The organism is Pseudomonas sp., from assembly GCF_037994325.1.
Lineage (GTDB): Bacteria > Pseudomonadota > Gammaproteobacteria > Pseudomonadales > Pseudomonadaceae > Aquipseudomonas.
On sequence record NZ_JBBNAH010000102.1, the window covers coordinates 1 to 11,583 of the forward strand.

Here is an 11,583-nt window from a genome sequence, read left to right on the forward strand (position 1 = left end):
TTCGGCACATTCAAGATGCGCGTAAACAGGCGGATCATTGGAATGTTCAAGATCACCAGCATGATATTGGCGATAAACAGCGAGGCGATCAGGCCCCAGACAATGTCCGGTTGCTCCTGAAACAGCATTGGCCCGGGGGTGATGTTGTACAGCGTCAGCGCGCCGATCATCACTGCGGTGGTGCCGGAACCGGGCACGCCCAAGGTCAGCATCGGCACCATGGCGCCGCAGGCCGATGCGCCGATGGCGGTTTCCGGTGCTGCCAAGCCGCGCATATCGCCCTGGCCGAATTTGCCTGTGTCGCCGGCCAGTTTTTTCTCGGTCATATAGGCCACCGCACTGGCCAACGTTGCACCGGCACCCGGCAATACACCGAGGAAAAAGCCCAGCAGCCCGCAGCGAATATTCACCACAAATACCGACGCCGCTTCCTTGAAGTTAAACAGCATGCGCCCGGTGGCTTGCACTGCGGCGTGGCCGTGGTGGGTTTTCTCCAGCAACAGCAGCATTTCGCTGACCGAGAACAAACCGAGCACCAACACCACAAACTGAATGCCGTCGGCAACATGAATGCTGTCGAAGGTAAAGCGGTACACGCCGCTGTTGGCGTCGATGCCGATGGTGGACAGGAACAGGCCGAGCAGGGCGGCGATAAAGGTCTTCATCGGCCGGTCGCCGGCCATACCGCCCAGGGCAACGATGGCAAACACCATCAGCACAAAGTATTCCGCCGGGCCAAAGGCAATTGCCCATTTCGCCAGCAACGGCGCAAACAGCACCATGCCGCAGATGGCGATAAACGCGCCGATAAACGAGCTCCAGGCCGACAGCGACAAGGCCACGCCGGCCATGCCCTGACGGGCCATGGGGTAGCCATCGAGGGTGGTCATAACGGTGGAGGCTTCGCCGGGAATATTCAGCAGAATCGAGCTGATGCGTCCGCCGTATTCGCAGCCCAAGTACACGGCGGCCAGCAGAATCAGCGCCGATTCCGGCGGCAAGCCGAGGGCAAAGGCCACCGGAATCAGCAGCGCCACGCCGTTGATGGGGCCCAGGCCGGGCAGTAGGCCAACCACGGTGCCGATCAAGGTGCCGATCAGCGCGGTAATCAGGTTGTAAGGGGTGAGGGCAACGCCGAAGCCTTGGCCCAGATAGCCGAGTGTGTCCATGTCAAAACTCCAGGAAGTCGAGCACGCCAAGCGGCAGGGGAACGTCGAGGGTGCGGTCGAACAAGAGGTACAGGCCGATGCTGATCAGCACCGCGGCGATGGCGCTGGCTTTCCACTGGCCGCCATACAGACGCGCCATACATACGCCAACCAGCGAGCTGGAAACGATAAAGCCCAAGGGCTCGAACAGCCCGGCGTACACCAGCAGCAGGGCGATGCAGGCGCTGACTTTGCGCAGGGTGTCGCGGTCCAGCGCGTGCTCGCCTTCCTTGTGCTCAATGCGCGTGGGGCGCAGGGTCAGCCACAGCAAGGCGGCGGCCATCAAACCGAGCATCAGTAGCGGGAAGGCTCGTGGACCAACCGGCTCGTACGAGAAGGCGGCCTGGTATTCCCAGGCCAAGTAGGCAAAAACCAGGCATGCAACTAGCCAGCCCGCACTAAAGAGGCGTTGAAAAAGCATGGTGATCTCCTTGCCAAGGTCAGGCGCGAGGCGCCTGACGGGCATCAGGGGAGTGGGCGGGGCGTGTTACTGGGTGAGGCCGAACTCTTGGGCCATCTGCTTGTAATCGGCCACGCGTTTTTTCACGTAGGCGTCCAACTCCGGGCCGGTCATGGCGAAGGGATACAGCTCGCGCTGGTCGCGCAATTTAGCGAAGTCTTCCGAGGCCAGCAGTTGGTCAAAGCTGGCTTTCCACCAGGCGTAGTCTTCATCGCTGACCTTTGGCCCCAGGTAGAAACCACGTACCACCGGCCAACTGATGTCGTAGCCCTGCTCCTTGGCGGTCGGGATATCGGCCTTGTCGGCACCCGGTAGGCGCTCATCGGAGAGCACGGCGAGGATGCGCATATTGCCGGCCTTGATATGCGGCATGGAGTCGGAGATATCGGTACTGCCAACCTGGATATGCCCACCCATCAAGGCCGTGGCGATTTCACCGCCGCCTTCCAGGGCCACATAACGCAGGTCGCGCGGGTTGATGCCAGCGGCTTTGGCGAGCAGGGCGGTTTGCATCCAGTCCTGGCTGCCGACAGTACCGGAGGAGCCAATCACCACTTTGCCTGGCTCAGCCTTGAGGGCTTTCATCAAGTCATCAAGGTTTTTGTACGGTGAATCGCTGCGTACGGCGATGGCGCCATAGCTGGTGCCAATGCCGGCCAGCCAGCGCACGGCGTTTTCATCAAAGCGACCAAACTTGCCCTGCGCCAGATTCAGCAGCGAACCACTCGACCACGCCGTGATGGTGCCGGCATCGCCCGGGCGTTGCGCGACCACCGCGTTGTAGGCCACCGCGCCAACGCCACCGGGCATGTACGTGACGCGCATCGGTTTGCTCAGCAGTTTGGAGTTCATCAGCGCGCTTTGCGCCAGCTTGCAGGTCAGGTCAAAACCGCCGCCAGGGGCTGCGGGGGCGATGCATTCGGGGCGTTTTGGCTCGGCCAGCAACTGGCTGCTGAGCAGTACACAGCTGGCCGCCAGGGCCAGGCGGTGAAGGGGCTTGATCATAGGGTGTCTCCCGTAGGTGTTGTTATTGTGCGTCAGGAAAACAAGCAGCTACCAGGTGGTGTGAAAACGTAGCGAGCGACAGGGAAGCAAGGCGGAAAGTAGGTGAAAAAGCGGAGTTGGCTGTAGCCAATGAGCATTTTGAGCCTGCTTTTCAACGCAGCTAACCCGAGCGCAGTAGTTTTCAAGCCGCCTGGGTTACCAAAGGGCCAGGGTATAGCCCACCATGATGCGAATCTCGTCAGCATCGCGGGCAAAGTTGGAGCGGAAGGTGGCGTTACGCACGCGCAGCGAAACGTTTTTCAGCGTGCCGCTCTGCACCACGTACTTGAACTCGGTGTTGCGCTCCCACTCTTTGCCGGTCTCGGTGCTGCCAGTGACGTCGGCGTTATCGCCGCTGACGTAGCGGGTCATAAAGGTCAGGCCGGGCACCCCGACTTTGGCGAAATCGTAGTCGTAACGGGCTTGCCAGGAGCGCTCGTTGGCGTTGGCAAAATCGTTGATCTGCACGAAGTTGATCAGATACGGGTCGGTGCCATCGATATAGGCAAAGCCGGTGTCGCCGCTCATATGCTGGTAGCCAAAGCCGAGTTTGTGGCCATTCAGGCCGTAACTCACCAGGCCATTGAGGGCGCGGTTATCCACCTTGCCGCCAGCGGCATTGCCGTGGTCATCGCTGCGGGCAAAACGCAAGTCGGCAGACAACGTGCCCGGACCAACCGGTTGCGCGGCGACCACGCCGAGGTAGTGCTGGCGGTATACATCGTCGAGTTGGGCGAAGTGGTAGCTGCCGGTGATTTTGTCGGTGAGCTTGTAGTCCAGGCCGGCGAAGTCAAAGTTGTCGGCGCTGGCAGCCGAGGCGAAGCGGCTGTTTTTGTTGTTTAGCGCCAGGTCTTCGTAGTTGCTGTCGTTGCGGTCTTTGGCTTTTTCCAGGCGGCCGCCGGTAAAGGTCAGGCCTTTGATTTCCTCGGAAGTGAGCAGGCCGCCTTCAAAGGTTTGCGGCAGGATGCGCCCGTCGTTGGGGTTGAGCGTGGGCAGTTCTGGTATCAGGCTGCCGACTTTCAACACGCTGTTGGAGACTTTGACCTTGGCGGTCAGGCCGAGCTTGGAATATTCGTCCGCCGCTTGGCCGTCGTCATGGGTGGGCAGCAGGCCGGTGCCGGTGCGGTCCGGGCTGGAGTCGAGTTTTACGCCGAGCATGCCTAAGGCGTCGACACCAAAACCGACGGTGCCATCGGTAAAGCCCGACTGCAGATCGAGAATAAAACCCTGCGCCCATTCATCGCGTTTGGACTGGCCGGAGCCTTCGCGGAAGTCGCGGTTGAAGTACATATTGCGGGTTTCGAAGTTGGCGCTGCTGTCTTTGATAAAGTCGGCGTAGGCCGAGGCAGGAACCAGTGAGGCGAGGGTGGCGCTGGCCAGTGCGAGGTTTAACGTGCGCACAGGCGGCAAAGCCTGCCGAGGGGCAGATGGCATGGTGTGGTCTCCAGTTCTTGTTTTTGTTAGCGCCGAAACAACCACGAGTCGGCGTTGGCGGGTGGTTCTTGCCACCCTGGCCGGATGCTAAGGCGCGAAACTTTCACCAGGCTTTCAATCTGAAAGAAAACGCGGCGCACCTTCACAGGCGCCGTTGGCCCGTTACACTCCTGCGCTACACGCTGCTTTGCGGAGAACCTGATTGCGCATTTTGTTGGTCGAAGACCACCCCCAACTCGCCGATAGCGTGGCGCAAGCCTTTAAGGCCGCCGGCTGGACAGTGGATGTGCTGCACGATGGCGTCGCCGCCGACCTGGCCCTGAGCAGCGAGGATTACGCCCTGGCCGTGCTGGATGTCGGCCTGCCGCGTATGGACGGCTTTGAAGTGCTGGCCCGTTTGCGCGGGCGTGGTAAGACGCTGCCGGTGCTGATGCTCACCGCACGCGGCGAAGTGAAAGACCGCGTGCATGGCCTGAATCTGGGCGCCGATGATTACCTGGCCAAACCTTTCGAACTGAGCGAACTGGAAGCGCGGGTGAAAGCCTTGTTGCGCCGCAGCGTGCTCGGCGGCGAACAGCAACAGCGCTGCGGCCCGCTGCTGTATGACCTCGGCACCCGGCGCTTTACCCTCAATGACGAGGTGCTGACCCTGACCTCCCGCGAGCAGGCGGTGCTGGAAGTGTTGATTGCCCGGCCGGGGCGGGTGATGAGCAAAGAGCAATTGGCTTCCCAGGTGTTCGGTCTCGACCAGGACGCCAGCCCGGACGCTATCGAAATTTACGTTCACCGCTTACGCAAAAAACTCGAAGGCAGCTCGGTGCGTATCGTCACCTTCCGTGGCCTGGGCTATTTATTGGAAAGCCAGGATGCGTGAAGTCGGGAGCCTACGCGGGCGGTTACTGCGGCGAATGGCGACCTTGTTCGCCGTGCTGCTGTTGATCGGCAGCCTGAGCGCCTACTGGAACGCCCGCGAAGCTGCCGATACCGCGTACGACCGCACCTTGCTGGCCTCGGCGCGGGCCATTTCTGCCGGCATGTACGAAGACGATGGCAGCCTGCGCGCCGACGTGCCCTGGGTGGCGTTGGACACCTTTGCCTACGACAGCGCCGGGCGGATTTTCTATCAGGTCACCGATGTGCAGGGCAAGCTGATTTCCGGCTTTGAAAACCTGCCCGATCCGCCGCCTAACACCCCGCGCACCGATGACTACCCGGCGCTGGCGCGTTTTTACGATGGCACGTTTAAAGGCGTGGATGTGCGGGTGGTCAGTCTGTTACGGCCGATCAGCGAGCCGACCATTAGTGGCACCGCGGAAATCCGCGTGGCGGAAACCGAAGAGGCGCGTGAGCGCTTGGCCCGTGGCTTGTTGGTCGACTCACTGTGGCGCCTGGCCGTGCTGTCGCTGGCGGCGTTGGTGCTGGTGTGGCTGACCATCAGTGCGGCGCTGCGCCCGCTCAGTCAACTGCGCAATGCCGTGGCCGAGCGGCAATTGGACGACCTGCGGCCGTTGCCGGTCGTCGCCACCGCGCGCGAGCTGATGCCGCTGGTGGAGGCGCTGAACCAATTCACCGAACGCTTGCGCGGGCTGTTCCAGCGTCAGGCCGACTTTATCGCCGAGGCCTCCCATGAATTGCGCACGCCGCTGGCCGCGTTAAAGGCACGGGTGGAATTGGGCCTGCGTGAACAAGACCCCGAGCGCTGGCAGCAAACCCTGCGCGAGACCGCGCAAAACACCGACAGCCTGACCCACTTGGCCAACCAGTTGTTATCGCTGGCGCGTATCGAAAGCGGCGCGCGGGCGATTGCCGAAGGGGGCGCCGAGCAGATCGACCTCAGTCAACTGTGCCGCGAGCTGGGCATGGCCCTGGCGCCGCTAGCCCACTCCAAAGGCATCGCCCTGGCGTTGGAGGCGGAGCAGCCGGTATGGCTGCAGGGCGAGCCAACGCTACTTAATGAACTGCTGAGCAACCTGGTCGACAACGCCCTGGCCCATACGCCCAGCGGCGGTAATGTGATTCTGCGCGTGCGGGCGCCGGGTGTGCTGGAAGTGGAAGACGACGGCCCAGGGATTCCGGCGGACCAGCGTGACAAAGTGTTCGAGCGCTTTTATCGGCGTAATCCACAGCTTGGCGGTGCAGGGCTGGGCTTGGCGATTGTCGGCGAGATTTGCCGCGCCCATCAGGCCACCATCAGTTTGCACGATGGGCCCAGTGGCGGACTGTTAGTGCGGGTGGAGTTCCCGATCCAGTAGGCGTCTGCGACATTCTGGGTCCCCGCCTTCGCGGGGACGGCGGGGGATTTGCTCGATATTTTCGTCATTCCCGCGCAGGCGGGAATCCGGCGGACGTATGCAGGCGGCGACGGTGTTAAGGCACCAGTGACAGTGGCTGCTGCGCTTGTATCAGGTATTGGGCGATTTTGCCGCTGTCGCGCAGTTGTTTAAGCCCGGCATTAAAGCGCGCAATCAATTCGGCATTGCCCGGCACGGCACGCGAGAGCATCAGGTGCAGGGTGTCGCTGCGCAGAGGCTTGGGGTTGAAGGTCAGTTGCGCGCGCTCGGCGGCGCTGAAGTGCTGGTGCAGCATGTCGAAGGCGACGGTTTTATCCATCGGGAACACGTCGATGCGCCCTGCCAGTAATTGGCGCAGACCAAGGTATTCGCTGGTCATGCGTCGCACGCTAAGGCTGCCGTCGGCTTCGGCCTGCTGAAACGCCGCGCCGTAGTCAAAGCCATTGGCGCCACCCACGTTCAGGCCTTTGAGGTCGTTTACGGTTTGCCAGTTGAAGCGGTGGTCTGTGCGGTGGAACAGGTAGTAACTGCTGTCTAAAACCGGGTCGCTGACGTAGAAGTCTTTATCCCGTTCGTCGCTGCGTAACCACACGGCAGTGCCGGCGCGTTGACCGCGTTGGGCAAGCATTAGCGAACGCGCCCAGGGGTAGAAGTCCCAGTGCACCTTTATGCCTTCCAAGGCGAAGGCTTCGGCGACGATGCGCGAAGCGATGCCTTGATGGGGCAGGGCTTGACCCAGGTAGGGCGGCCATTCGCCATTGGTTAGGCGAACCTCCTCAGCGAGCGCCGAGTTGGCGCCCAACAGCAAGCAGATGCACAACGACACAATGCGCATTCGGAGATCCCCATCTAAGCCATGGGGCTGAGCATAGTGGCGAATCGCCCCGAATGCGTGGGGAAGTTTTTACTGCAACATACCCATGGCCGCTTCCATGGCAGCGGAGAGGTCTTCGTCGGCATTCAGGTCGGCGCTTGGGTCCAGGCCCAGTTTGGCGAAGGCTGGAATCTGCGACCAGTCGAGTTGGGTGTATGGATGCTCGCTGCCCAGGTAGCTCTGCAGCGTGGCGACCTGAACGATGTCGACGTAATCCACCTTTGGCGAGTTGCGGGTGAAGTCCAAGTACTGGCTCGGCAAGATGGCGATGTTCTCAGGGAAATCCCAGGCTTTGAGGATTCGGTCGCCAATGATCGGGTGAATTTTCTCGATTACGTGGTTAAGGCTGATGGAGTCAGACAGCAACTCATCGTGCTCTTCGGCGTAGGTGAGAATGGGCAGCACGCCAATCTGGTGGATCAGGCCGGCCAGGGTGGCTTGGTCCGGCATCAGGCGGGTGTAGTGGCGGCAGAGAACGTGGCTGATACCGGCGATTTCCGTGCTCTTGTTCCACACTTCGCGCATTTTGCGGTCGACCACATCGGAGGTGGCCTGGAACATTTGCTCCATCGCCAGGCCAGTGGCCAGGTTGCAGGTGTAGTTGATGCCCAGACGGCCGACGGCCATCTGCAGGTCGGTAATTTCTTTGTTGGTACGCAACAGTGGGCTGTTAACCACTTTGATGATGCGCGCGGTGAGGGCGGCGTCGTTGCCGATCACTTTGCTCAACTGCGGAATGCTGATGTCCGGATCTTCCGCCGCTTCGCGAACTTTCAGCGCCACTTCTGGGAGCGTTGGCAGCACCAGTTCATCGTTTTCGATGGCCTGGATCAGTTCGTGTTGGACTTTCTCAGCGAGTTTGCTCATGGACGTTTCTCTAAAGGCTTAAGCGCTTGGCGGAAGTAAGAATAAGGTTAACGCTGAATCTCGAGATCCGAGTTCAAGCTGTAGGGCAGGTCCAATAGCTGGAGGGCTGGGCCGGTTTCGCTGCCAAGATGAATCCGTCCATCACTCACGGCATCTTCCTGCAATACCGCCAGCAGTTCTACGCCGTTTTTGCTCTGTGCCGCCAATACCACTTCGCCGACGCTGGAACGGTGCACGGGCGAGAACAGCTCACTGGCCAGCGCTGGTAGCTCGCTGCCTTCCAGGCTCAAGCGTTGCAGGCGGCGTTTGAGTTTGCCCAGGTACTGCATGCGCGCGACGATTTCCTGGCCGGTGTAGCAGCCTTTCTTAAAGCTGACGCCGCCGACGGCCTGCAGATTGATCATTTGCGGAATAAACAGCTCGCGGGTCGGGCCGAAAACCTGGCCAATGCCGGCTCGCACTTGCGCCAGCAGCCAGTCATTGAGCGGGCGCTCCGGCAGTTTGGCCTGAATTTGTTCCAGCACCTCGGCGCTGATTGCGCGGCGTAACCACAGCTCGACGCGCCCATCGGCCAGGCGAATGGCGAATAAACCTTCACCGCGCGCGACGCCGTCAGCGTCATTGGCCAGCATTAAACCCAAGTCGCTGAGTAGCTCGTCAGCGTTGCTCAGGCCCAGGCGCAGCCACTCGGCGCTTTCATCGCTAAGGGTGGATTTGGAGAAGACCGCGTACTTTTTCAGGTCAGTCAGTTGCGGCTCAAGCAGCTCGCTGGCCATGGCCAGGAGGTAGCCGTCATCGTCACTGACAATGCGAAAGCTCGACAGCATGCGGCCTTTGGGGGTGCAGCGGGCACCGAGGCTGGCGTTGCTGTCGCTTAGGTAGTTGAGGTTGCAGGTGACTTGGCCTTGCAGGAATTTACTGGCGTCGGGGCCGCGAACGGCGAGGATGCCTTCGTGGGAGAGCGTGCAGAAAAAAGCAGAGTCGGCCATGGGGGATCGCTGATTGAAAGTCTGGGGGCTAATCATAGGGCCCTGCCTTGAGCTTGTCAGCGGGTGCCGGTATCGGCGTAGCGCCGCTATACTGCCGGCCTATTTTGCAGGAGCCGCATTAATGGTCGACGATATTGAACTGAACCGCCTGTTCTGGCACAGCCGTCGCGGCATGCTGGAGCTCGATGTGCTGCTGGTGCCCTTCGTGCGCGAAGTCTACCCGACACTCGATGCTGAGGACCGCGAGCGCTATCGCAAACTGCTGGAATGCGAGGATCAGGATATGTTCGGCTGGTTTATGCAGCGCGGCGAGCCGGAAGATGCCGATCTGCGTCGCATGGTTCGGATGATTCTGGACCGTGTCCAGCCCAAGTAAGGCCTTCGAATGCCGCTGGCGCGCCTCTGGGCAACTGCTGGCGGTCTATCTCAGCACACAGTGCTGCGCGCTGGCTGCCTTGCTGATGGCGGCTATCCCTTTTTGGGCGTGCTTGATTGGCGTGGGGTTATGCGCTGCCCACGCCGGTTGGGTGGGTTTCTCTTCTTTATATGGGTTCACGGGCATTCGCCACGACGCCGATGGCTGGCACCTGTGCCGCGCCGACGGCGTTTGGCAAGCGGTACAGCTGCGCCCAGACAGCCTGGCGCTGCCGCAAGTGATCGTGCTGCGTTTTCGTCAGCCGGGGCAATGGTGGGTGCGGGGGCTGTGTATTGCGGCGGACGCCTTGCCGGCGGATATCCACCGGCGCTTGCGGGTGCGCTTGAAATTTACTCGCCGTAGATGGGCGGCACCAGAATAGTGTCGCGGGCCTCGGGCAACTGCTCGGGGTAGTCGAGGGTGTAATGCAGGCCGCGGGATTCCTTGCGCTGCATGGCGGACCGGATGATCAGTTCGGCCACCTGGGCCAGGTTGCGCAGCTCGATGAGGTCGCGGCTGACTTTATAGTTACTGTAGAACTCGTCGATTTCATCCAGCAGCAAGCGCACGCGATGCTGCGCCCGTTGCAGGCGCTTGTTGGTGCGCACGATGCCGACGTAGTCCCACATAAAACGCCGCAGCTCGTCCCAGTTGTGGGCAATGATCACGTCTTCGTCAGAGTCGGTTACCTGGCTGGCGTCCCAGCTTGGCAGCGCTTCAGGCACCGGTGTGGTGGGCAGTTGCTCGAGGATGTCCGCGGCTGCGGAGCGGGCATAAACGAAACATTCCAGTAGCGAGTTACTGGCCATGCGGTTAGCGCCATGCAGGCCGGTAAACGTGGTTTCACCAATGGCGTACAAACCCGGCACATCGGTGTGGCCGTGTTGGTCGACTACGACTCCGCCGCAGGTGTAGTGTGCAGCGGGCACCACGGGAATGGCTTCTTTGGTGATGTCGATGCCGAAATCGAGGCAGCGTTCATAAACTGTGGGGAAGTGCGTTTTGATGAACTCGGCCGGTTTGTGGCTGATATCCAGATACAGGCAGTCGACACCCAGGCGCTTCATTTCATGGTCAATGGCACGGGCAACAATATCCCGTGGCGCCAGCTCGGCCCGTGGGTCGAAACGCTGCATAAAACGTTCGCCATTTGGCAGCTTAAGCAAACCGCCTTCGCCACGTATGGCCTCGGTAATGAGGAAGCTTTTGGCCTTGGGGTGGTACAGACAGGTGGGGTGGAATTGGTTGAATTCCAGATTGCCCACGCGGCAACCGGCGCGCCAGGCCATGGCGATACCGTCGCCACAAGCGCCATCGGGGTTGCTGGTGTAAAGGTAAACCTTAGAGGCGCCACCACTGGCCAACACAGTGAAGCGGGCACTGTAGGTGTCCACTTCGCCACTGGTGCGGTTGAGAATGTAAGCGCCTAAACAGTTATGGCCGCCTAATCCAAGCTTGCGCTCGGTGATCAGGTCGACCGCTACCCGTTGCTCCAGCAGTTCGATATTCGGCCGCTGGCGGGCTTGGGCTAGCAGTGTATTGAAGATCGCCGCACCGGTGGCGTCGGCGGCATGGATGATGCGCCGGTGGCTATGGCCGCCCTCGCGGGTCAGGTGAAACTCAAAGCCGCCGTCTTCGCGCGCGGTTTCGTCATCGCGGGTAAAGGGCACGCCTTGCTCAATCAACCACTCAATGGCTTCACGGCTGTGCTCGACGGTGAAGCGCACGGCGTCCTCGCGGCACAGGCCTGCGCCGGAATTGAGGGTGTCTTCAACGTGGGATTCAACGGTGTCGGTGGTATCGAGTACGGCCGCAACGCCACCTTGTGCCCAATAAGTTGAACCATTTGTGAGGTCACCCTTACTAAGCACGGCAATACGCAAATGGCTAGGCAGGGTAAGGGCTAGGGTAAGGCCGGCAGCGCCGCTACCGATGACAAGAACGTCGTGCTGAAAATGTTGGCTCATGTTCGAATTCCACGAGAAGCGGCCACTAGTATAT

The 11,583-nt window shown here is 60.8% G+C and carries 12 protein-coding genes; 4 read left to right on the forward strand and 8 right to left on the reverse strand.

The features are described from left to right. The 4 genes from AAAB16_RS03180 to AAAB16_RS03195 form a co-directional block, all read right to left on the reverse strand. Window positions 1–1,169 (reverse strand): tripartite tricarboxylate transporter permease (locus tag AAAB16_RS03180; RefSeq protein WP_340662032.1); only part of this gene is annotated, 1,169 nt, incomplete at its 3' end. A gap of 1 nt (window position 1,170) precedes the next feature. Next, entirely contained in the window at window positions 1,171–1,629 is a 459-nt protein-coding gene (locus AAAB16_RS03185; protein ID WP_340662033.1) for a tripartite tricarboxylate transporter TctB family protein, read from the reverse strand. Window positions 1,630–1,695: 66 nt separating this feature from the next. Beyond that, entirely contained in the window at window positions 1,696–2,673 is a 978-nt protein-coding gene (locus tag AAAB16_RS03190; RefSeq protein WP_340662034.1) for a tripartite tricarboxylate transporter substrate binding protein, read from the reverse strand. 195 nt (window positions 2,674–2,868) lie between these two features. Further along, on the reverse strand, window positions 2,869–4,146 hold the full coding sequence (locus tag AAAB16_RS03195; RefSeq protein WP_340662035.1) for an OprD family porin: 1,278 nt from the start codon (window positions 4,144–4,146) through the stop codon (window positions 2,869–2,871). A 202-nt stretch (window positions 4,147–4,348) separates the two neighbouring features. Here AAAB16_RS03195 and AAAB16_RS03200 point away from each other — a divergent pair, with 202 nt between their 5' ends. Then, window positions 4,349–5,020, forward strand: a complete 672-nt coding sequence (locus tag AAAB16_RS03200) for a response regulator (protein ID WP_110616328.1) — start codon at window positions 4,349–4,351, stop codon at window positions 5,018–5,020. Next, entirely contained in the window at window positions 5,013–6,398 is a 1,386-nt protein-coding gene (locus AAAB16_RS03205; protein WP_340662036.1) for a sensor histidine kinase, read from the forward strand. Before AAAB16_RS03200 ends, AAAB16_RS03205 begins: the two co-directional genes overlap by 8 nt. A gap of 115 nt (window positions 6,399–6,513) precedes the next feature. Here the strand turns inward: AAAB16_RS03205 and AAAB16_RS03210 are convergent, their stop codons facing one another. The 3 genes from AAAB16_RS03210 to AAAB16_RS03220 all read right to left on the reverse strand — a co-directional run bounded on the left by AAAB16_RS03210 (window position 6,514) and on the right by AAAB16_RS03220 (window position 9,167). After that, the gene (locus AAAB16_RS03210) at window positions 6,514–7,272 is read right to left on the reverse strand and encodes a transporter substrate-binding domain-containing protein (protein ID WP_340662037.1); all 759 of its coding nucleotides are present in this window, start codon (window positions 7,270–7,272) and stop codon (window positions 6,514–6,516) included. Between the two features lie 69 nt (window positions 7,273–7,341). After that, window positions 7,342–8,178, reverse strand: a complete 837-nt coding sequence (locus tag AAAB16_RS03215; RefSeq protein WP_110616331.1) for an HDOD domain-containing protein — start codon at window positions 8,176–8,178, stop codon at window positions 7,342–7,344. 47 nt (window positions 8,179–8,225) lie between these two features. Then, entirely contained in the window at window positions 8,226–9,167 is a 942-nt protein-coding gene (locus AAAB16_RS03220; RefSeq protein ID WP_340662038.1) for a folate-binding protein YgfZ, read from the reverse strand. 121 nt (window positions 9,168–9,288) lie between these two features. On the opposite strand from AAAB16_RS03220, the gene AAAB16_RS03225 reads away from it, so the two are divergent. Further along, window positions 9,289–9,543 (forward strand): succinate dehydrogenase assembly factor 2, encoded by a 255-nt coding sequence (locus AAAB16_RS03225; RefSeq protein ID WP_110616333.1) that lies wholly within the window; start codon window positions 9,289–9,291, stop codon window positions 9,541–9,543. Next, window positions 9,527–9,964, forward strand: a complete 438-nt coding sequence (locus AAAB16_RS03230; protein ID WP_340662039.1) for a protein YgfX — start codon at window positions 9,527–9,529, stop codon at window positions 9,962–9,964. Before AAAB16_RS03225 ends, AAAB16_RS03230 begins: the two co-directional genes overlap by 17 nt. On the opposite strand, the gene nadB is transcribed toward AAAB16_RS03230, so the two are convergent. Beyond that, complete coding sequence (gene nadB, locus AAAB16_RS03235; protein ID WP_340662040.1) at window positions 9,933–11,549, reverse strand: L-aspartate oxidase; 1,617 nt, start codon at window positions 11,547–11,549, stop codon at window positions 9,933–9,935. The genes AAAB16_RS03230 and nadB overlap by 32 nt on opposite strands. Between the last annotated feature and the right edge of the window lie 34 nt (window positions 11,550–11,583).

Bases quoted from the DNA above. Each gene is read 5' to 3' on its own strand.
- AAAB16_RS03185 (WP_340662033.1), bottom strand. From the start codon at position 1,629: ATGCTTTTTCAACGCCTCTTTAGTGCGGGCTGGCTAGTTGCATGCCTG.
- AAAB16_RS03190 (WP_340662034.1), bottom strand. From the start codon at position 2,673: ATGATCAAGCCCCTTCACCGCCTGGCCCTGGCGGCCAGCTGTGTACTG.
- AAAB16_RS03195 (WP_340662035.1), bottom strand. From the start codon at position 4,146: ATGCCATCTGCCCCTCGGCAGGCTTTGCCGCCTGTGCGCACGTTAAAC.
- AAAB16_RS03205 (WP_340662036.1), top strand. From the start codon at position 5,013: ATGCGTGAAGTCGGGAGCCTACGCGGGCGGTTACTGCGGCGAATGGCG.
- AAAB16_RS03210 (WP_340662037.1), bottom strand. From the start codon at position 7,272: ATGCGCATTGTGTCGTTGTGCATCTGCTTGCTGTTGGGCGCCAACTCG.
- AAAB16_RS03215 (WP_110616331.1), bottom strand. From the start codon at position 8,178: ATGAGCAAACTCGCTGAGAAAGTCCAACACGAACTGATCCAGGCCATC.
- AAAB16_RS03220 (WP_340662038.1), bottom strand. From the start codon at position 9,167: ATGGCCGACTCTGCTTTTTTCTGCACGCTCTCCCACGAAGGCATCCTC.
- AAAB16_RS03225 (WP_110616333.1), top strand. From the start codon at position 9,289: ATGGTCGACGATATTGAACTGAACCGCCTGTTCTGGCACAGCCGTCGC.
- nadB (WP_340662040.1), bottom strand. From the start codon at position 11,549: ATGAGCCAACATTTTCAGCACGACGTTCTTGTCATCGGTAGCGGCGCT.